This is a genomic window from Actinomyces weissii (assembly GCF_016598775.1).
Taxonomy (GTDB): Bacteria; Actinomycetota; Actinomycetes; order Actinomycetales; family Actinomycetaceae; genus Actinomyces; species Actinomyces weissii.
Genome location: NZ_CP066802.1, coordinates 1,244,143 through 1,265,796, shown reverse-complemented (window position 1 = coordinate 1,265,796; position 21,654 = coordinate 1,244,143). Strand labels below are relative to the sequence as shown.

Sequence of the window (21,654 nt, the reverse complement as noted above, 5' to 3'; positions counted from 1 at the left end):
CCCCGGGCGGCTCCGGGGTGACAGGCTGGCACGCCTGTTCAGCACCTGTGGGCTGGGTCTGGACGGCGTCCGCCGCCTGGCTCGTGGCCCGTAGGTGCCCGTGCTGCCTCCCATCCGGACTTTGACCGTCGGTCCTGGAGTTCCACCAGGTCAGCCGTCCAGGCGCCCCGGCGGGGAGCTGTGGACGGGTCGCGGACTGTTACCGCCGGCTCGGAATTGCACCGACCCCGGAGCACGTGCTCTGGGGCGACGTTAGCGCTTACCAGCCCAGCTGCGCAAACAGGGCGGGTAGGCCGGGCGGCGGGGGCTGGCGGTGCGGCCTCCGGGGAAGAAACCTAATAGTGTCCCTAGTTACACGATCAAGACCCCTGTGGCAGTGAGGTGGTGAACACAATGCTGTCCTTGGGTAAGGCGCTGCTGGTTGGTCTGATTGGTGGAGGAGTGACCTTTCTGGTCGTGGCGCTGCTGAGCGTCGGCAGACCTGGCGATGGGCGTCTTGTTGCGGGCCTGCCAGCGGCAGTCCTGGTTGCCGCCACTTTGACCTTGTTCACCTACCTACGGCAAAGAAGCCGATGAAGGTGTAGGAAGCCGAAGGACGCAAGGCCACTGAGAGCCTGTAGTGGACCCCGCAGGGGATACGGTATTGGAGGTCCGGCTCGTCACAGGCTTGCCAGGCGCTCCGTGTTCGGGTGACCTGGTAGCCGATGCCTGTGTCTGCCTGGTCAATCCGCTTGAATGGCTTTCTAGCGGCTTGAATGGCCAGGGAAGTGACGATGCTGATGCCGCCCGCACTTTGTTCTGTCACTGGCGGAGGATTAGAGAAGGTGTCCGGTGGGGACAGGCGGTGAAGAACCGCATGATTTCAACAGTGGCGGTGATGGTATGGGGCTTACGAACAGTTCTAAGCCTCCGCCAGTGACAAAAGTCTGCAGGTGCGTGCGATACCAGCCAGATCTCAAAGCTCAGCCTCCGCAGCAGACCGCACGCCAATGAGGGCGCAGCAACAGGCTCGGCAACTTAGGCTGACCTAACCGAACTCGCGGGCCATATGTCCCGGTCTCGCGGAGGGGTGGGGTGGGCAGCCTCCTGTGGTCGCTAGTCTCAGCGGCTCCACTCAGGGCGCCACTGCTCCGGACGGGAGTCCAGGCAGGCCATGATAGTTAAAATGATCCTCCCGAAAGGCACAAGAACTAGCAGCAACCACAAGCCGGGGCGTCCCGTGTCATGTAGACGACGGATATACAGCGAGATTCCAGGAACGAGGATCACAAACTGAAAGATCATCAGGAGAGCAGCGAAGACGACCGCGACACTCTCCGCGCTGGCGCCAGCGCCTCCGTCAATAGATAGCAGAGTGCCCATTGGCGCAATCAGCAAGATGTCGATCAGGACATTAACCAGCGTCGCCCACCAGAACTCCGAGCGGGAGGCGTACCCGCTAAAGGTAAAGGCACGCCGGAAGAAGCGCTTGTAAGCCTCCACCATGGAGACCCCGTAGGCCGGGGCCAGGTGCTCTGGAACCATCCGCGCCTCAGCCAGTTCCTGGCTGGAGGGCATAGTCGCCAGAACGGGGTAGGCAGGCAACGCGCTCGCTGCCCCACCCTCATACGGGCTCCCGTACACCCAGCCGTCAGGGGCGCCATAGGCGGACTGGGGCGGGTATCCCGCTGTGCTGGTGCCGTAGGCACCACCGTACGGGGCCCCTGCCCCACCACTCGGCGCAGCATACGCTCCGCCGTAGCCAGCTCCACCGTAGGCCGAGTCAGGCTGGTTACCGGGATGGTTCACAGGAGGTTGCATGGGGTGCCTCTCATCGCTCAGGGAAACAATGCGAGTACAGGCTGCCTGCCCAGACCGCAGCCAGCCCTGTCACCGGGCACCAGGGAAGGCTCGGCTTCAGTCGCTGTACGGCAGACCGCTAGTACCTGCGGGACGCGAGACACACTATAGGTGAGGCCTCCTGCTCAACGGGTCGCGGCCACCGCAGCATCAAACTCCGCGGCCACATCCTCGTGGGGGCGGCCCAGCAGCGAGACGCCAACCGCCACCGTCAGGTTGGCCAGGAAACCAGGCAGGATCTCGTAGAGGTCGAACACACCGCCGTCCAGGTTGCCCCAGAGCATCACGACCACCGCCCCGGCCACCATGCCAGCAACCGCCCCCGTGGCGGTCAGCCGCCGCCAGTACAGGGACAGGATGACAGTCGGCCCAAAGGACGCCCCGAACCCGGCCCAGGCAAAAGCCACCAGCTTCAGGATCGTGTCACTGGGGCTCCAGGCCATCGCAGCCGCCACCAAGGCGATCCCCAGCACGGACAGGCGCGAGTAGGTCACCAGCCGCCGCTGCGGCACCTCCGTCTTAAGCACCTGCTGGTAGAGGTCCTCAATCAGGGCGGAGGAGGTGACCAGCAGCTGGCTGGCCACGGTAGACATGATCGCCGCCAGGATCGCCGCCAGCATCAGCCCGGCAACCAGCGGGTGGAACAGCATCTTGCCCAGCTCGATGAACACCGTCTCCGGGTTGTCCAGCCGCCCCTTGTCCTGCTGGTAGACAGCCACGCCCACCACCGCGGTGGCGGCGGCCCCCAGCACCGCGAACAGCATCCAGGAGATGCCGATCGCCGCTCCCGATACGGCCTCCTTCGGGGAGCGCAGCGCCATAAAGCGCACGATGATGTGCGGCTGGCCAAAGTAGCCCAGCCCCCAGGCAAGGGAGGAGAGGATGCCGATAGCGGAGGTGGTGGGGCCCACCACCTCCCAGTACGCGGGGTCCACCGCGGTCACGGCGTCGACGGTGGCGCCCAGGCCGCCCAGGTGGATGACCCCGGTCACCGGCACCGCCACCAGCGCGGCCACCATCATCAGGCCCTGCACCAGGTCCGTGTAGGAGACCGCCAGGAAGCCACCCACCAGGGTGTACAGCACGGTGATCGCCGCCACCAGCACCAGCCCCAGGCGGTAGTCCAGGCCGAAGGAGGACTCAAAGAAGGTCCCCCCGGAGACCATGCCGGAAGACACGTAGAAGGTGAAGAACACCAGGATGATGACGCCGCTGGCCCAGCGCAGCAGGTGGCGGGAGTCGTGCAGGCGGTTGTCCAGGAAGCTGGGGATAGTGATCGAGTTGGCGGCCACCTCCGTGTAGGTGCGCAGGCGCGGCGCCACCAGCATCCAGTTCAGCAGCGCCCCCACCGTCAGGCCGACGGCGATCCAGCCCTCCACCAGGCCCGAGACGTACAAGGCCCCCGGCAGGCCCATGAGCAGCCAGCCGGACATGTCCGAGGCCCCGGCTGACAGGGCGGTCACGAAGGGCCCCAGCCCCCGCCCGGCCAGCATGTAGTCGTCCAGGCTCTCGTTGCGCCCGTAGGCCCACCAGCCGATGGCGACCATCGCGGCAAAGTAGACGACCATGGCGATCGCCTGGAAGGTGACGTCAGACACTGCTGCTCCTTGGCCTGGGGTGTGGGCGGCACGGGGCCTGCACGTGCCGGGCACGGCAGAACCCTACCTATATCACCACTTCATAGGCCGTGAAGCAAAACTGTATTGCTGGTGGGGCACGCCATGCTCAGCCGCCAGACAGCCCCTCCTCAGCCCACGCCAGAGGCACCACGGGCCAGGCGACGTCGTAGGCAGTCGGCGGCTCAGCCCACTAGGACCTGCTGGCGCTAGCCCCCTAGGACCTGCTGGCGCTTGGCCTCCACCGCCGTCTCCGCCTCCTGGGCCACCTGCTCCAGCGACCGGCCCGTACCGGCGGCCGCATAAGCACCCACCAGGCCCTCCACCAGCGGCGCCGGGCTCAGACGGACCCGGGGTGCCAGCTCAGGGTCCAGCAGCTCCAAGGCAGTCAAGGCGCTGAGCACCCCGCTGCCCAGGTCCGCGAGCACCAGCACTCCCCCGCCGTCGTCAGCCCGGGCCACCGCCTCCGCCACCGCCACGGCGTCCGTGCCCAGCTCGCCACCTTCCAGCCCGGCCGCCAGCTCCACCGGCACCTCCAGGCCCGGCACCAGGCCGCGCGCCAGGTCCAGGGCCGCCTGCGCCAGCGGCAGGGAGTGAGAGACCAGCACGATCCCGGTCATGCGCCACCCCCTGCCACGACCTCGGCCAGGGCCCGCACGATCAGGGCCGTGGAGGCAGCCCCCGGGTCCACGTGCCCGATGGACCTCTCCCCCAGGTAGGAGGCGCGCCCCTTGGTGGCCAGCATCGGCTCGGTGGCGGCCCGTCCGGCCTCGGCTGCCGCCTGGGCGGCCAGGAGACCGGCAGCCAGGTCCGTGCCGCCACGCAGCGCCTCCAGGGCGGGGAACCAGGCGTCCAGCATGGTCTTCTCCCCCGCCTGGGCCTTGCCGCGCTGCACGATGCCGCCGACCCCGGCCTCCACGCCCTGGGCCAAGGTGGCCAGGTCCAGGTGCTCCAGGCCCTTCACGCTGCTGGCCAGGCGCAGGAAGAAGGTGCCGTACAGCGGCCCGGAGGCCCCACCCACCTTGGAGATCAAGGTCATGGCCACCTGCTTGAGCACCGCCTCCGGCGTCTCCAGGCTGCCCCCGTCCAGGGCCTCCACCGCCGCGTTCAGGCCGCGGCGCATATTGGCGCCGTGGTCGGCGTCACCGATGGCGGCGTCCAGGGCTGTCAGCTCGTCCGCGTGCTCCGTGATGAGCGCGGACGCTCGCCGTAGCCAGGCCTGCAGCGCCGCGGCGTCCAGCTGTGTCAAGGCCACGCTCACACCCCCCAGCGCAGAGCCGCGGTGCGTACCGGGGTGTCCCACAGGCGCAGGACCTGCTCATCGGTCCGCAGCAGGGTCAGGGAGCAGCCAGCCATGTCCAGGCTGGTGATGTAGTTGCCCACCAAGGAGCGCTCCACCTTGACCCCGGCCGCCTCCAGCAGCCTGGCTACCTCCGCGTACATGAGGTACAGCTCGATCAGGGGGCTGCCGCCCATGCCGTTGAGGAAGGCGATCACGCCGTGGCCGTCCCCGGCGGGCAGCTCGGCCAGGACCGGCTCCACCAGGCGCTCGGCGATCTCACGGGCGGGCAGGAGCCTCTCCCGGTGGCGGCCCGGCTCACCGTGGATCCCGATGCCGATCTCCATCTCGTCCTCCGGCAGGTCGAAGGAGGGCCTGCCGTTGGCGGGCACGGTGCAGGAGGTCAGGGCCATGCCCATAGAGCGGCCGTTGCTGCTCACCCGCTGGGCGACCTCCGCCACCTGGGCCAGGCTCAGGCCCGCCTCTGCGGCCGCCCCGGCGATCTTCTCCACCAGCACCGTCACCCCCACGCCGCGCCGTCCGGCGGTGTACAGGGAGTCCTCCACGGCGACGTCGTCGGCGGTCACCACGGTGGCCACCTCCGTGCCGCTCTCGGCGGCCACCAGCTCGGCCGCCATCTCAAAGTTCATGACGTCGCCGGTGTAGTTCTTGACGATGTGCAGCACGCCCGCGCCCCGGTCCACGGCGGCGGTGGCGGCCGCGACCTGGTCGGGCACCGGGGAGGTGAAGACCTCGCCCGCGCAGGCGGCGTCCAGCATCCCCGTGCCCACGAAGCCCGCGTGCAGGGGCTCGTGCCCGCTGCCGCCCCCGGAGACCAGGGCCACCTTGCCCGGCTCCTTGGGGACGGCCCGGTAGACGATGTGCTGCTCCACATCAACCTGCAGGGTGTCCGGGTGGGCGGCGGCCATGCCTCTGAGCGAGTCCGTGACTACGTCGTCAACGGCGTTAATCAGCTTTTTCATGCCCCAACGGTAGCTGAGATGAGGTGGCCGTCACAGGCCGGTGGGAGCCGGTTCCAGCCCGGCTGCAACTATGTGCAGGGTCCGCCTGCGGCTCCGCACCACCGTGCGGTCTGGGTGGCTGGCCGGATTGTAGGACGCGGTGGCCCAGACGGGGCCGGACGGCGGCCAGGCAGCCCGTGGGCCAGGAGACTCAGCCCCGGTGGGGTGCCAGCACGATCGCGGCGGCCCAGCCGCCGTCGTGCGTGAGGGAGACCAGCCAGCGGGCGCCGTCGATGGCCCTACTGAGCTAACTAATTGCGCACCTCACCCAGCTGTCAAGAACTCGCACCTGCTCCGCGGTGTGGAACCAGTGCTCGCAGTCCTCCGCCACCGTGAGCTGCGCACCAATGTGCTCCGCGAACTCGGACATTGTCTCTCTGGAGGTGATGTGGTCCTTCCCGCCGTAGAGGATCGACGTGGGGACATTCCAGTGCACCGGGTTCGTCCGCACGTAGCTGAGATACTCCCAAGATAGGGACTGCCCGGATCCTATATTAATAACTTTCTGCCTGCGCAGCTGAGTCTCCGTGACACCCGAACAAGCCATTGCTTCCGTTATCAGCCGCTCCATGTCCACAACCGGAGAGATGAACAGCGCCTGAGAAATCAGTTTATCGGCAAAAGCATGCATGGAAAGGTAAGCACCGATACTGCTGGCGACCAGGACGACAGCATCATGCCCCTGCCTATGCCGGTCATAAAAGTCTGCGAACTCCGTCTTTGCCTGCCACGGGACCTTCGCCTCATAGTCCAGTCCGATTACATCGTCCCCAGTAAAAAAGGACTGATAGTGCATAGCCTCCTCCGGGCTGCCCCCGTTGCCATGCACGTATATGACCAAGGCACTCATTCGGAAGACTCCTCTACAGTACGGAGCTCGATCCGTCCTGTCACTGGGGTTCCGCAGGGTGCCAGCACGATCGCGGCGGCCCAGCCGCCGTCGTGCGTGAGGGAGACCAGCCAGCGGGCGCCGTCTGCGGCATCAGGGCCCAGGGAGGCTGCCACCGCCGCCGCCACCTGGCCGCTGAGGTGCAGGCCCGGACGGCCCCAGCGGTCAGAGACCACCTCGATCTGCTGCCAGTCCACCAGCTCTGGGTCGATTAGCGGGGCCACCGCGGCGCCCGCCACCTGGTTGACGGCCTGCGACCAGGCCTTGATGAAGGCCTCCTTGGCCGCCCAGCGGGCCGCCAGGTGCTCAGCCTGCAGCGAGCCGGTGGCGTCCGAGCGACGCACCGCCTCACGCAGCTCGCGAGGGGTGAAGGCCCGCTCCGCGAACACCGTGCCGGGGATCGTGAGCTGGTGGGCGAAGGCGGGCACGCTGACCAGGTCCAGACCGGCCCCGGTTGGGGGCTCTCCCCGGCCTGGGGGCACCGGTGGCAGCTGTGGCTCGCTCATGCCAGCATTCTCCCCTGCTTCTGCCGTACCGGTCTCGCGAGGTAGCTCCCGGTCTTGCGAGACCAGTGAGGATGACGGAGGAACAGGCGGCGGCTGACGGCGTAAGACGACGGCGGGCGGCGCCAGGCACTGTCAGAAGGGGCACTGCCGGTGCTGGCAGGCTCGAACCACCGCCCGTTACTTAGGATACCCTTGCCGGTCTCGCGAGCCATATGTCCCGGTCTCGCGAGACCGGGACATCGGTACCGCGAGACCGGTAAGGGGCGGTCAGAAGGTGCCGTCGGCGCCCAGGCGGGCGGCCGGGTCGAGCAGCATCGCCGCCTCCACCTCGTGCGGGTCGCGGACCTCCGTGGCCTCCCCCAGACGGCGCGCCTGCACCGGCTCGAAGAACACCTCCCGGCCGATCATCGCGGCCCGGCGACGGCGGGTACCGGCAGCCAGGCGGGCGTTCGCGCTCTCCAGCCAGCGGCTTACCGCCTCCGGCCCGCCCTCCTGGCGCAGTGCCGCCTCAAAGGCCCCCGGGTGCACCAGGGCGATCAGCCCCGACACGTGCCCGAAGCCCAGGCTCGTGAGCAGCCCCGCGCGCACCGGCCCGGCCCCGGGCACCCGACCGCCCTCGCCGCCCCGGCCCGCCAGGCGCATCGGCGTGCGCGGCCAGACCCAGAAGGCGTCCTTGGCCAGGGGCGCGTCCACCACGTCCAGGCTGGCGTTGCCCGGCACCACGCCGGTGGCCAGGATCTCGGTCAGCCCGGCCACCTGGAACACGGCGGCACCACCCTTGGCGTGCCCCGTGACGGTCTTCTGGGAGACCGCCACCAGCGGGTTGCCCTCGGTGCGCCCCAGCGCCCGCGCCAGGCGGGTGTGCAGCTCAGACTCGTTGGGGTCGTTGGCCTTGGTGGAGGTGTCGTGCTTGGAGACCACGGCCACGTCGTCGGCCTCCACTCCCAGGTCTGCCAGCGCCCGCGCCAGGCGGGAGCCGCGCCCCCCACGCCCCGCCCCCAGGGCCCCCAGGCCGGGGGCCGGGATGGACGTGTGCGCGCCGTCAGAGTAGGAGGACACGAAGCCCAGCACGCCCGCCACCGGCAGGCCCAGCTCGGCGGCCACGGTGGCCCGCGCCAGCACCACCGTGCCGCCGCCCTCCGCCTCCACGAAGCCCCCGCGACGGCGGTCGTTGGCCCGGGAGAAGTGGCGGGCCGAGATGCCCTGGCGGTACATGGCGGCCGCCTCGGCGGTGGCGTTCATGTCACCGAAGCCCACCACCGACTCGATCGAGATGTCGTCGATAGCCCCGGCCACGACCACGTCGGCCTTGCCCAGCGCGATCTTGTCCCAGCCCTCCTCGATCGAGACCGCGGCGGTGGCGCAGGCCGAGACCGGCTGCACCATGGCGCCGTAGCCGCCGATAAAGGACTGCATGACGTGGGCGGCCACCACGTTGGGCAGCGCCTCCTGCAGGATGTCGCTGGGCCGCTCCTCACCGAGCAGGCGCCCCACGAACATCTTGCGCATGGACTCCATGCCCCCGAAGCCCGTGCCCTGCGTGCAGGCCACGTCGCTGGGGTGCACGGCCCGCAGCAGCTCGGCCGGGCTGAATCCCGCGGACAGGAAGGCGTCCACCGCGGTCACCAGGTTCCAGGCCGCCAGGTTGTCCATGCCCTCCACCATGGAGGCGGGGATACCCCAGCGGGCCGGGTCAAAGTCCTGCGGCAGCTGCCCGCCCACGGTGCGGGACAGGGCGGCGCGCCGCGGCACCCGCACCAGGGAGCCCGCCAGGCGGGTGACCTGCCACTCCCCGGTGGGGCTGCCGTCTACCACCTCGGGGGCCACGCGCGTGCGCTCCGGGTCGGCCTCCTCCAGGGAACGGGCCAGGGCCTCGTCAGCCACCGTGAAGGTGATGTCCCGCTCCAGGTACACGGGCACCTCCTCCTCAGCGACCGGGGCGATCACGCCGTCGTCCACGAACTCGCGGATACCGCAGCGGGCCGCGACCTCGTCTGCGTAGCGCTCAGCGATCTGCGACTCCTCCACCAGCTCGCCGTCGGTGTCGTACCAGCCTGCCTGGGGGCTGTCGTACCAGGTGAGCAGGCCCATGGCCCAGGCCAGCTCCAGGGTTCCGGCGGCGGTCAGGGCGACGGCCTCGCCGCCACTCATGCCCAGCTCGGCCTCCCGTCGGGTGCGGCCCGAGCCCCAGGTGGAGACCTCACCGGTGGAGACCACCACCACCATGTCCTCCAGCCGGGCACGCACCTCGCCCCAGTGCGGGGCGGTGGGCTGGGTGGGCACGGCGGGCGTGGGCAGGGCCTTGATGGTGGGGGCCGGCTCCGCCTGCTCGGGGGCTTCTGCGGCGGCGGAGGCCAGGGCCTCCTCGCGCAGGGACACCAGGTCGACGCCGTCGCCCAGCCCGCCGGTCAGGTCCGCCAGCAGGGGCGTAACGGTCGCCTGGGCGCGGGCCTGCGGGCTGCACAGCGCCAGCAGCTCGCCAGCGATCTCCTGGGTGGACCAGGTGCGCACCCCGGCGGCCTCCACGGCCGCCACCAGCGGGTCGTTGCCGCCCATCAGCCCAGTGCCGCGCACCCAGCCGATACGCGGGTGGGCCAGGGTGACGCGCTGGGCCCAGGCCTTCTCCGCGTGCCAGCGGTTCACGACGGCGTCCAGGGCGGCCTTTACCTCACCATAGGCGCCGTCCCCGCCGAACACGCCCCGGTTGGGCGAGCCCGGCAGCACGACGTGCAGGCGGTGGTCCACGTGCGTGTCCGTGCCGATCGCGCTGAGGGCGGCGATGCTGCGCTCCACGCTCCACAGCAGCAGACGGGTCTGCGACTCGGCTGCCGGCCCGGCGTCCGCCAGGCTGCCCGAGACGCGCGGCGCCGCGAAGGGGAACAGCAGCGTGGGTACCAGGGCCTCCTTGACCAGGGTGGAGACGCCTCCGGCGGTGACCACCTGGTCGTGGCCGATCCAGTCGGCCAGGGCGTCCACGTCCCGGTAGGAGGCCAGGTTGGCGGGCAGGATCCACAGGCGTGCCCCGGCGCTGGCGTGCTGCCGGTACAGGCTGGTGGCGAAGGCCAGGCGCTCGTGGCTCAGCCGGGAGCTGGTGGCCACGACGGTGGCCCCGCCCGCCAGCAGCTCGCCGGTTACGGCGGCGGCGATCGACCCCGGTGCCACTCCGGTGACCACGGCGACCTCCTGCGCCCAGCGGGTGCTGGGCTCCCCGGCGGCAGGCTCCCGCCTGGCGGCCTGGCTGATGGCCTGCGCCAGCTCGGCGCGCTCGGTGGCGTCGGCCAGGCGGCTGGACCGCAGCTGCTGCGCCCACCAGGCGGCCTGGTCGGCCACCGCCTGGCCCAGGCCGGTGAAGCGGGCCGGTTCCAGCCCGGCGCGGGCCTGCTCCAGGCTGGTCTCGCCGTTGCCCAGGCGGGCCAGGTCCTCCCTGGCGCTGGCCCAGCGGTCGTCGATCAGCACGGCCCGCTCCGGGTCGAAGGCGGGGGTCACGGAGGCCAGCCAGCCGCTGCCCAGCTCGGCGTCCACCGCGGCGACCAGCGCCTGGGTGGTGGCGGCCTCGTCCCCGGCCTGCGCGTCCAGGTGGGCGGGCGCGCTCAGCCCCAGGGCCGCCAGCATGGTACGGGCGGTGCGGGCCAGCACGCCGCTCTCCCCGGTGACGGAGGCCGCGAAGGCGTCCAGCGCGGCGGAGTCCACCACACCTCCCCCGCCCCCGCCTGCGGCGCTGGCCTGGGCGACGGCCACGCCCCGGGCGGAGGCGGTGGCCTGGACGGCGGCGTCGATCAGCGCGTCCACGGCGGCGGCGCTGGTGGCGGGCGCGGAGGAGCCCAGGGAGGCCAGGTCCTCACCGCGCATGGAGGAGCCCTCACGGGTGCCCAGCACCAGGGCGGCGGTCACGTGGGAGACCCAGCCCTCCCCCAGTCCCCAGGTGCCCTTGACCCGCTCAGCCACGCGGTTGGCGCGCACCCCGGAGGGGCCCAGGAGGCGGCCCAGGCCGGTGCGCACGACCTCGGTGAGCACCGGGCCGAAGGGCTTGTAGCCGGGGGCCCCCTTGGCGACCGTGGCCGCCAGGGCGGTCATGTCGGCGTCGGCGGCGCCGTCGATGCTGGCCAGCTGCAGCTCGGTGCCCAGGTCCATGAGCAGCTGGTTACGCCGGGAGGAGACGCCGTTGGTGAGGGTCTCGGTGGTGTCGGTGGCACCGATCTGCTCGGGGCGGATGCGGGCGGAGTGCGCCAGCAGGAAGGTCAGGGCGTCGGTGGCCCCGTAGACGATGTCCTCCACCGGGCCGCTGGCTGCGGCTGGACCAGCCGGTGCTGCTTGTGCCGCAGGTACCTCAGGCACCTCGGCAGCACTGTCGGCCACCGGCTCGGGGGCAGATGCAGACGCAGAGGCCGCCTCCTGGGTGGCCTCCGGCTCCGGCGTGGCGGAGGGGCCCTGAGCCACCGGCTCCTCCGCAGGCTCCTCGACGGCGGGGTCGGTGTCGGTGGCCAGCACGCGGGCCTCGTCCCGGCGGGCGTTACGCACCACCACCTGCCGTCCGGCGTGGGCGGGCAGGGCCAGGGTCTGGCTGGCCAGGTTGGCCAGGGTCGGGGAGGCCGCCAGGCCCACCTCCACCACGTGCCGGATGCCCAGGCCGCCCTCAGCGGGCTCCCGGAGAAGCACGTCCTGGGTCTCGATCCAGCGCACCGGGGAGGCGAACTGCCAGGCCAGCAGCTCCACCAGCAGCACCCGGGCCAGCTCCGTGGGGCGGCTGGCCCAGCCGTCCCAGTCGGCCAGCAGCTCCCGCACGGGCTCTGAGGGCACCACCTCCAGGACCGCCTCGGCGAAGTCACGGCTCAGTGCGAAGGGCCGGGCCACCAGGTTGGGCACGTAGCTGCCTACCAGCCGCTCGTGGTCCAGGTCCTGGGGCACCAGGGACAGCAGGCGCTCCCGGAACTCCGGCACGCCGGGACGCAGCACCTCGGAGTGGAAGGGCACGTCTATGCCGGGCACGTACATGAAGGGGTTCTTGCCGCCCCGGGCCTGGGCGCGGGCGCGGGCGTCTGCGGCCAGGGCCTCCAGCCCCTCCACGGTCCCGGCCACGGCGTACTGCACCCCGGCCAGGTTGTGGTTGACGATCTGCAGGAACTCGCCGGTGCGCTGGGAGACCTCGGCCACGTAGCCCTCCACCTGCTCGGCGCTGACCCCCGCCTGGTTGGGGCGCAGGGCGCCCATGCGGTAGCGGGAGGCCCCCTGCTCGTCACGCTCCACCAGGGTGTGCATGGTCGAGCCGCGCTGGAAGACGATGGACAGGGTCGTCTCCACCGGCATGACCCGCCCGTAGGCGGACAGGGCGGTGTACTCGCCCAGGGAGTGCCCGGCGAAGGCCGCCCCCTCCACCAGCGCCCCGGCCTCAGCCAGGCGGGCGGTGGTGGCCAGGGCCACGGTGGCCAGGGCCACCTGGGTGAACTGGGTCAGGTTCAGCAGGCCCTCCGGGTGGCGGTAGGTCACTCCCCGGGCGGTCATCTCCGTGGGGTTGTCGCGCACCAGGGCGATCACGGAGAAGCCCAGCTCAGCGCGGGTGTGGGCGTCGGCCCGCTCCCACACCTCCCGGGCGGCCCTGGACACGTTCATCTCGTCCAGCCCCATGCCCTGGGCCTGGATGCCCTGGCCCGGGTAGAGGTAGGCGGTGGGCTCGCTCTCGGTGACGGCGGTTCCCCGGGATACCACCTCGCCGTCCACCCGGCAGGTCACCTCGATCAGCTGCCCGCCGCCGCGCACCAGTGCGGTGCGCTCCACGGAGACCTCCACCTCGTCCAGCAGCTCCACGGTGCCGTGCATGGTGTAGGTCCACCCAGCCAGGACCGCCCCGGCCCCGCCGTCGGCGGCAGCTGAGGCAGCCACCTGCTGGGCGGTGGCCGACAGCCACATGCCGTGCACCAGGGGGGCCTGCATGCCCGCGACCTTGGCGGCGTGGTAGCTGGTGTGGATCGGGTTGAAGTCACCGGTGACCCGGGCGAAGGCCGTCATGTCCGCCGGGGCGCTGACCCGCACGCGCCGCAGCAGACGACGGGCGGCGGGGACGGTCTCCCGGCCGGTCCCGCCCGCCAGCTCGGGGGCGGAGGGCACTGCCGTGCCCTGGGCGCGTCCCCGGATCGCGAAGCGCTCACGCATCAGGGCCACCAGCTCGCCGGTGGCGGCGTCCGTGAGCTCCAGGCGCACGTCCACCACCCGTCCGGCGCTGGACTCCTCCAGGGCGGACACCCAGCCGTCCACCTGCACCTGGGCCTGGGGCCCGGCCCACTGGACCAGCTGTGCCAGGGGACGGCGCAGGTCGATGGTGTGGTCCAGGTGCACGGCCCCCAGCAGCCCCTCGATCAGGGGCATGCCGTCCTCCACCACACTGCCCAGGGCGGCGTAGACCACGGGCCAGCAGGGGCCCAGCAGCGCGTCCGGCACCAGGGGCGCGGCGCTGAGGCTGGTGGGCAGGGCGTCGGCGGTGACCGCCGCGTGGTCGGCGCCCAGGGTGCTGGCCAGGGTGAAGCGGGCGTGCACCGTGCCGAAGGGCTGGCTGGCCTCCCGCCCACGGGCGTCACGGGCCCCGGGCCGGGCGGGCACCACCTGCGGCAGCCGGGAGACCAGGTCCCCGGTGATGGACACGGCCCCCACGCCGGCGGTGGTGCGCAGCAGCTCGTTCATGGTCTGGGGCACCCGCCCGGGGTCCACCACCGGCACGGCGCCGTCGCTGGCGCGCTGCAGGCGCAGCGGCACCACCAGGCGGCGTACCGCGTGGACCTGCTCCCCGCCGGGGGTGTGGTCCCAGTGGGTGTCCAGGTGGATGTCCAGGTCGTAGGCGTCCGGGGCGACGTCGGGGCGGGGCGTGACCGTGTAGGCACCCGGATCCAGGACGCGGGCCGGGTTGGTGGTCAGGTGCCCGTTCCACAGCACGTGGGGGGCGCAGCGCACCAGCTCCTCGGCGTCGGCCACGGGGCGGCTGCCTGCGGCCACCTGGCAGCCCAGGCGGCTGGCGGCAGGGGTCTCCGGGGCGCCTGCGGCCTGCAGGGCCTCCACGGCGGCAGCCTCAAAGCGGCCCAGCAGCTGTCCCACCGGCTCGTTGACGGTGGTGATACCGGCCACGGAGACGGGTCCGGGGATGATCCGCACCTGGTCGGCGCTGTAGCGCGGGTCCTGGGACTGCCACAGGGAGTCGGTGCCCCACCAGCGCAGGATGTCGGCGTCCACCACGGGCACGAAGGGCACCGGCTTGGGGTGCTTGCGGCACAGGTCCACGAACCAGGCGGCGTCGGCGGGCTCCACCAGCACGGTGGCGGCCTGCGGGTAGGCCTGCTCCAGGGCGGCCAGGGCGGCGTCCGCGTCGATGACGGCGGCGTGGTCGGGGAACAGGGTGGGGATCTCGCCGGTGTCGACGGCGGCCAGGCGGGCCTCCACGCGGTGCAGCAGGTCCAGGAAGCGGTCGTACCAGCCCTCGTCGGCCCAGTCGTCCGCGGTGGCGGGGCGCCCCTGGTGCGGGGCCACGCACAGCCCGGCGTAGCGGGTGGCCCAGGCCAGGTAGGTCATCTTCTCCACGTCACCGAAGTACGGCTTGGCGGTCTTAGCCAGGGCGGCGATCATCTCCTGGCGGCGGGCGCGCATGGCGTCCTCGTCACCGGCGAGCTCCTGTATCAGGCGGGAGGCGCGGGCGGAGGAGTTGTCGATCTCGTACAGGTCGGCGCGCAGGTGGGACAGGCCGGAGGTCATGCCGCCCACGGAGGCGCCGGAGGCCACCCAGCCCCCCTCCCGGTCCGGGTCGGTGCCAGGGGTGTCCACCAGCAGCTGCTTGACGTCCTCGTTGGTCCGGGCCTCCAGGGCGGTCATGGCGGCGGTGCCCACCATGACGCCGTCAACGGGGGCGGCCAGGGCGCCGTGGGCCAGGGCCCAGCGGCCCGTGAGGTAGTCGGCGGCCCGCTCCGGGGTGCCGATGCCGCCGCCGACCACCAGCACCACGTTCTCGCACTGGCGCACGGCGTCGTAGGTGGCCAGCAGCATGGTGTCCAGGTCCTCCCAGGAGTGGTGGCCACCGGCGTGGCCGTCCTCCACCTGCATGATGACCGGGGAGTCCGGCACCGCCTGGGCGATGGCCAGCACCTGGCGGATCTGGTCCACCGTGCCGGGTTTGAAGGCCACGTAGGGGAAGCCCTCCGCCTGCAGGCGCCGCAGCAGCCCGACGGCCTCCTCCAGCTCGGGGACGCCGGCGGAGACGACCACGCCGTCCACCGGGGCCCCCGAGCCGCGGGCCTTGGACAGCAGGCGCTGGGTGCCCAGGTGCAGGTTCCACAGGTAGCGGTCCATGAACATGGCGTTGAAGGCAGCGGTGCGGCCCGGCTCCAGGAGCCGCTGCAGGCCCTGCAGGTTCTGGGCGAGCACGCCCGGGGTGACCTGGCCGCCTCCGGCCAGCTCGGCCCAGTACCCGGCGTTGGCGGCGGCCGCCACGATCTCCGGGTCCACGGTGGTGGGGGTCATGCCGGCCAGCAGTACGGCGGAGCGGCCGGTCAGGCGGGTGAAGGCCGTGTCCAGGCTGAGGCGGCCGTCCGGCAGGCGGGTCAGGCGAGGGGCGAAACGGCTACGGTCCACGGTCGGTTCCGGGGCGGCCCCCTGGCGCAGCAGGTCGTCCAGGGCCGCGGCGGTCCCGGCGGGAACCACGGTGGCCCCGGTTCCGGCCAGGGCGGCCTCGGTCAGGCGGCTCAGGACCGTGCCGGGGCCCAGGTCCACCACCAGGCGGGGCTGGCCGGGAGCCTCCAGCGCGTGCAGGACGGTGGCGGGCCAGTCCACAGGGTCGATCAGGACGGCGGCCGCCAGGTCCTGGGCCAGGCTGGTGTCCAGGCCGCAGCGCCCGGCCCAGCCGACCACGTCCGTGACGGCCTGGCTCAGCAGGCTGCTGTGGAAGGGGACGGACACGGGCAGGTACTCGGTCACCGGGGCCAGCACGGAGCCGCCACGACGCCGTTCCTTGCGGGCCTGGGTGCTGCGCTCCGCCGCCCGCTCCAGCGCCCGGACCACGGTCTCCAGGTCGGCGGGGCGGCCGGACAGTACGTGCGCGGTGCGCCCGTTGGCCACGCCTACGCTCACGCGGGCGGCGGCGGGCAGCTCCGCCAGCACCCGGTCCAGGACCGGGCGGGTGACACCCCGCACGGAGAGCATCGGGGTGGCCGCGCCGACCGCGGCCAGGCCACCGCGGGCGGTGGTGCGGGCGGCGGCCGCCCCGATCAGGCGGGCCAGGGCGTGCACCTGCACCACGGCAGGGGCCGGCTCATCTCCCTCCGGCTCCGCCCCTGCCTGTCCCAGGGCCTCCAGCAGGGCCACGGCCAGCACCCCCTGGGAGTGTCCCACCACCGCGGCGGGGGCGTGCCTGCTGGGCCCCAGGCCCAGCCCCTCCAGGCTGGCCAGCACCGCGTGCTGGGCCAGGAGGATGCCGGGCACGGACACGTCCGTGCCGTCGGCCTGCCGTCTGGCTGACGGCACGGGACTGACCGGCGCCGCGAGGTCGTCAAGCATCCGGGATCCTCGGGGGGTGATGGTCAGCAGCTCGGTGGCCACCGGGGCGAGGACCGCCGCTACCTGCTTGTCTACCTGCACCAGGTGTCCCGCCAGGGACCGGTCGGAGGCGACCAGCTCCTGCAGGGTCTCGCGCCAGGGACTGGCTTGCCCTCTGAAGGCGAGCACATAGGGCTCACCGCTGGTCAGGCGTGTGGCGATCGGGCGGGGGGCGGTCTTGCTAGTCATATACGTCTCCGTGTGGGATTGCGTGGTAGCTACTGGTCTCAGGGGCCTCTAGGCCGTCTACAGGGGCACGTTGTCGTGCTTCTTGCCGGGAGCGGGAACGCCGCCACGCTTGGCTGACAGGGCTGCCAGTGAGTCGACGAGAACCTGGCGGGTCTCCTCCGGGGCGATCACGGCGTCGATCTCCCCGATGGCCACGGCCTTGTCCGGGTTGATGACCGACTCCTCGTACTGCCGGACCAGGCGCTCCTGCTCCACGGCCGCCGCCTCCTCGCCCTGCTCCTGACGCACCTGGGCCAGGTCGCGGCGGTGGATGATGCTGACCGCCCCCTGGGCACCCAGGACCGCGATCTGCGCCCCGGGCCAGCAGAAGTTCAGGTCCGCCCCGATCGCCTTGGAGCCCATCACGATGTACGCCCCGCCGTAGGCCTTGCGCAGCACCACGGTCACCAGGGGAACGGTGGCGGTGGCGTAGGCGTTGATCACCTTCGCACCGCGGCGGATGATGCCCGCGTGCTCCTGCTCGGCCCCAGGACGGTACCCGGGCACGTCCACGAAGGTGACCACCGGCAGGCCGAAGGCGTCACAGAAGCGCACAAAGCGCGCCAGCTTCTCGGAGGCGTCCACGTCCAGCGTCCCGGCGTCCACCAGGGGCTGGTTGGCGGCCACCCCCACGGGGCGCCCTTCCAGGCAGGCGAAGCCCACCACCACGTTGGCGGCGAAGTCCTCCTGCACCTGCACCAGCTCACCGTGGTCCACCAGCGCGGAGACCACCTGCACGACGTCGTAGGGCTGGCGCGGGGAGGCGGGCACCAGGTCCCCCACCCCGGCGGCGCTGCGCTCGTCGGCCACCCGGTCAGCATCGTCGTAGGCGTAGCTGGGGGCCTCCTGCTGGACGCAGGAGGGCAGGTAGGCCAGCAGGGTGCGCACCTGGGCCAGGGCGTCCTCCTCGTCGGCGGCCACGTAGTGCACCACCCCGGACACCGAGCCGTGGATGTCCGCGCCGCCCAGGTCCTCGGCGCTGATGCGCTCACCGGTGACGGCCCGCACCACGTCCGGCCCGGTGACGAACATGTGGGAGGCCTCCCGGGTGGCGATCACGAAGTCCGTCAGGGCGGGGCTGTAGACGGCGCCGCCCGCGCAGGGGCCCAGGATCACGCTGATCTGGGGCACCAGCCCTGAGGCGGCGCAGGTGCGGTTGAAGATACGCCCGTACTGGCGCAGCGCACCCACTCCCTCCTGGATCTTGGCGCCCCCCGAGTCGATCAGGCCGATCACCGGGATACGCAGGCGCAGGGCGTCGTCCAGCAGGCGGACGATCTTGTCCCCCTCCACCTCCCCCAGGGCCCCGCCGGAGACGGAGAAGTCCTGGGAGTACACGGCCACCTGTCGTCCGTCGATCTGCCCGAATCCGGTGACCACGCCGGAGGGACGGGCCTGCTCCCCCGCCCCGGAGCCCGTGTAGCGGCCGATCTCCAGGAAGGTGGAGTCGTCCAGGAGCATGTCGATGCGCTCGCGGGCGGTCTGCTTGCCCTTGGCGTGCTGGCGCGCGGCCGCCTGCTCCTCGCAGGCACGGCCCACCTGCTCCACCCGCTCCCGGAAGGCGCGGGTCTGTACCGACCCCGCCATGGTGGTACCTGCTCCCTGGGTGGCTCGGGCGGGCTGCGGGGCCGCGCCGGGCGTGGGGGTGGCGGTGCTGGTCATGGTCTCAGGCCTCCTGCTGGCTGGTCTCGGACTGGGGGGCGAGGGTCACCAGGGGGTCTCCGGCGCCTACGGTCTGCCCTGCGGTCACCGGGACGGCGGTGACCTGGCCGTCGTGGGGGGCGTGGACGTAGTTCTCCATCTTCATGGACTCCAGGACCACCAGCAGGTCGCCCTGGCGGACCCGGGAGCCTTCCGAGGTGCTGATACGGGTGACGATCGCCTGCATGGGGGCCACGATCGTGCCGTCGGCGTCGCCGGTGGCCCCGGCCGCCCCCGCGGCCTCAGCCGTCCCCCGGGGCAGGCGGGAGGCACGGCCGCGCAGGGGCTGGGGGGCCCGGTGCGGGCGGGCGCCCACGTTGTGGCGGGCGCCCGGGCCGCCGAGGATGCCGTCGGGCAGGGTCAGGGACAGGCGCCGACCGTTGAGCTCGATCACGTAGGTGGAGCGGGTGCGCTGGCCGGGGCCGCTCTGGGGCAGCGGCGGGGTGGGTACGGTGCCCAGGCCGGGTACCTCGCCCTCCGCCGCGGGGGCGGCGAGCACGGGCAGCACCTCCTCCTCGATCCAGCGGGTGGTAACCCCTAGCCCGCCCTGGGCGTCCACCCCGGTCAGCTCAGGCCGGGTCAGGACGTGCTCGTGCAGGGGGGTGCAGACGGTGACGCCCTCCACCACGGTCTCGGCCAGGGCACGGCGGCAGCGGGACAGGGCCTGCTCCCGGCTGCTGCCGGTAACCACGATCTTGGCGAGCAGCGGGTCGAACAGGGGGGTGACCTCGTCCCCCTCGCTGACGCCGGACTCTATCCGGATGCCGGGCCCGGCGGGCCAGCGCAGGCGCGTGATGGCGCCGGTGGCGGGGGCCATCCCCCTAAAGGGGTCCTCGCAGGTGATGCGCAGCTCTATGGAGTGGCCGCGCGGGGCGGGCACCTCCCCCAGGGGGCCGCCTGCGGCGATACGCAGCTGGGTCTCCACCAGGTCGGTGCCGGTGACCTCCTCGGAGACGCAGTGCTCCACCTGCAGGCGGGGGTTGACCTCCAGGAACCACAGCTCCCCGGCGGGCGTCAGCAGGAACTCGCAGGTGGCCACCCCCACGTAGCCCACCGTCTCCAGCAGGCTGCGGGAGGCCTCCACCAGGCGCTCGTGGACGCCGGCGGGCAGGAAGGGGGCAGGTGCCTCCTCCAGGAGCTTCTGGTTGCGGCGCTGCAGGGTGCAGTCCCGGGTGGAGACGACGGCGAAGGCGCCCGCGCCGTCACGGGCGCACTGGGTCTCCACGTGCCGGGCGGCGGTCACGAGCTTCTCCAGCACCAGGGTGGCGCCTCCGGCCTGGGCGGAGTCGAAGGCCGGGGTGCTGCGGGCCTCGTCGTCGCTGTGCAGCACGGTGATACCCCGCCCGCCCCCGCCGTCGGTGCGCTTGAGCACCACCGGGTAGCCGTGCAGGGCCGCGAAGTCGATGACGGTCTGGGGGCTGGTGACAGGGCTGGTGATGCCGGGGACGGGGGCGACGCCGGCCCGCTCGGCCGTGGCCCGGGCGGAGAGCTTGTCCCCCAGGGCCTCCATGGCCACCGGCGAGGGCCCTACCCAGGTGATCCCGGCGGCGATGACCGCCCGGGCGAAGGCGGGGTCCTCCGCCAGGAAGCCGTATCCGGGGTGTATGGCGTCCACGCCCTGGGCCTGGGCGAGCGCGAGCAGGGCGGCGGCGTCGGTGTAGGTGGAGCCTTCCGGGAGGGCGTAGGCCTCGTCGGCCAGCTCGGCGGCGGGGCTGAGGAGGTCCTCCGGGGTGTAGGGCAGGATCGAGGTGGCTCCTAGGTCCCGGACGGTGCGCAGGACACGCAGGGCGATCTCACCACGGTTCGCGATGAGGATCCGGTTGAGCTTGCGGGTGGTCAACGGTGTGCTCCTCAGGTCAGATGGGGGGCGGGAACCGTCCCTGTCTGTTCTCACACCAGCAGTCCGTGTTGTGGTTATGCACTAGACGCTGGCTGGAGCACCTACCAGTTCCGGTGGCCCCGCAAGGCCTCACCAGGCAGGTCGGCCCAGACCGGCCTGCCCTGCGGCACCCGTGTTCATACAAAGCATGGTCAGGGCGCCGGCTGCAGAACCACGCTATTAGGAGCAGTAGCCGGAGACAGCTTGTGAATTCATGACAAAGTCTTGCTACCTGATTGAAATCGGGACCTGTCGCAGCAGAAAGTGGCACCATTCCGTCAAAGTCGGAGCATCAAGAAAGTCAACCCCACCCAATTTGTGGATGTCATACAAACTGGGCGGGACCTGGGCCGGGTGATTCCCTCCGGGACAGGGCCTGACGGCTGTGCTGTCAGCAGTCCGGAGGCGGGTAGCGATCTGGGGCTCAGTGCTGGTGGGCGGAGGCCAGCTCACGCAGGGCCTGGACCTCGGCCAGGGCGTCGTCAGCGCGGTAGACGGCAGAGCCGGCCACGAAGGTGTCTGCCCCGGCCTCGGCGGCCCGCTCAATGGTCTGGCGGGACACGCCGCCGTCGACCTGTAGCCGCACCGACAGGTTCTGCTCGCTGATGAGATTACGAGCCCGCTTGATCTTGGGCAGCATCGCCTCAATGAACTGCTGGCCGCCGAATCCCGGCTCCACGGTCATTACGAGCAGCAGGTCAAGCTCACCGAGCACGGACTCCACCGCCTCCAGGGGCGTGGCGGGGCGCAGCGCCAGGCCCGCCTGGGCCCCGAGCCGGTGGAGCTCGCGCGCCAGGCGCACCGGGGCCTGGGTAGCCTCCACGTGCGGGGTGACCACCTGGCAGCCGGCCTCCGCGTAGGCGGGGGCCCAGCGGTCGGCGGCCTCGATCATCAGGTGGGCGTCCACCGGCAGGCGGGTGGAGCGGACCACTGCCTCAGCCACCGGCAGGCCCCAGGACAGGTTGGGCACGAAGTGGTTGTCCATCACGTCCACGTGCACGCCGTCGGCGTTGGCGATCCGCTCCAGCTCGGTGGCCAGGTGGGCGACGTCGCAGTTGAGGATGGAGGGGGTGATGCTGGCTGGGTGGCTCATGGTGCTCCTGACGGTGGCGGTTGCGGTGGCGGAGTCCT

General features: G+C 71.8%; 11 protein-coding genes and 1 riboswitch. All 11 genes read right to left on the bottom strand.

Translation table 11 applies throughout. The features are described from left to right. Positions 1 to 98 precede the first annotated feature (98 nt). Positions 99 to 238: riboswitch (FMN riboswitch) on the bottom strand. An 863-nt stretch (positions 239 to 1,101) separates the two neighbouring features. The 11 genes from JG540_RS05200 to rpe all read right to left on the bottom strand — a co-directional run bounded on the left by JG540_RS05200 (position 1,102) and on the right by rpe (position 21,616). Further along, positions 1,102 to 1,557, bottom strand: a complete 456-nt coding sequence (locus JG540_RS05200) for a DUF805 domain-containing protein (protein ID WP_200277856.1) — start codon at positions 1,555 to 1,557, stop codon at positions 1,102 to 1,104. A gap of 407 nt (positions 1,558 to 1,964) precedes the next feature. After that, entirely contained in the window at positions 1,965 to 3,437 is a 1,473-nt protein-coding gene (gene putP / locus JG540_RS05195; RefSeq protein WP_200277854.1) for a sodium/proline symporter PutP, read from the bottom strand. A 227-nt stretch (positions 3,438 to 3,664) separates the two neighbouring features. Next, complete coding sequence (gene dhaM / locus JG540_RS05190) at positions 3,665 to 4,075, bottom strand: dihydroxyacetone kinase phosphoryl donor subunit DhaM (RefSeq protein WP_200277852.1); 411 nt, start codon at positions 4,073 to 4,075, stop codon at positions 3,665 to 3,667. Next, the gene (gene dhaL, locus JG540_RS05185) at positions 4,072 to 4,716 is read right to left on the bottom strand and encodes a dihydroxyacetone kinase subunit DhaL (protein ID WP_407648345.1); all 645 of its coding nucleotides are present in this window, start codon (positions 4,714 to 4,716) and stop codon (positions 4,072 to 4,074) included. Before dhaL ends, dhaM begins: the two co-directional genes overlap by 4 nt. Next, on the bottom strand, positions 4,713 to 5,717 hold the full coding sequence (gene dhaK, locus JG540_RS05180; protein WP_200277850.1) for a dihydroxyacetone kinase subunit DhaK: 1,005 nt from the start codon (positions 5,715 to 5,717) through the stop codon (positions 4,713 to 4,715). The genes dhaL and dhaK overlap by 4 nt, the downstream gene beginning before the upstream one ends. 286 nt (positions 5,718 to 6,003) lie before the next feature. Further along, positions 6,004 to 6,606: an alpha/beta hydrolase gene (locus JG540_RS05175; protein ID WP_200277847.1), complete on the bottom strand. Its 603-nt coding sequence runs from the start codon at positions 6,604 to 6,606 to the stop codon at positions 6,004 to 6,006. Next, positions 6,603 to 7,151: a holo-ACP synthase gene (locus tag JG540_RS05170; protein ID WP_200277845.1), complete on the bottom strand. Its 549-nt coding sequence runs from the start codon at positions 7,149 to 7,151 to the stop codon at positions 6,603 to 6,605. The genes JG540_RS05175 and JG540_RS05170 overlap by 4 nt, the downstream gene beginning before the upstream one ends. Before the next feature lie 267 nt (positions 7,152 to 7,418). Then, positions 7,419 to 16,904, bottom strand: a complete 9,486-nt coding sequence (locus JG540_RS05165; protein WP_200277843.1) for a type I polyketide synthase — start codon at positions 16,902 to 16,904, stop codon at positions 7,419 to 7,421. A 57-nt stretch (positions 16,905 to 16,961) separates the two neighbouring features. Then, positions 16,962 to 18,530 (bottom strand): acyl-CoA carboxylase subunit beta, encoded by a 1,569-nt coding sequence (locus JG540_RS05160; protein ID WP_200278129.1) that lies wholly within the window; start codon positions 18,528 to 18,530, stop codon positions 16,962 to 16,964. A 79-nt stretch (positions 18,531 to 18,609) separates the two neighbouring features. After that, positions 18,610 to 20,484, bottom strand: coding sequence for an ATP-binding protein (locus JG540_RS05155; RefSeq protein WP_200277841.1), 1,875 nt, complete (start codon positions 20,482 to 20,484; stop codon positions 18,610 to 18,612). 463 nt (positions 20,485 to 20,947) lie between these two features. Then, positions 20,948 to 21,616 (bottom strand): ribulose-phosphate 3-epimerase, encoded by a 669-nt coding sequence (gene rpe / locus JG540_RS05150; protein ID WP_200277840.1) that lies wholly within the window; start codon positions 21,614 to 21,616, stop codon positions 20,948 to 20,950. Positions 21,617 to 21,654: the final 38 nt, after the last annotated feature.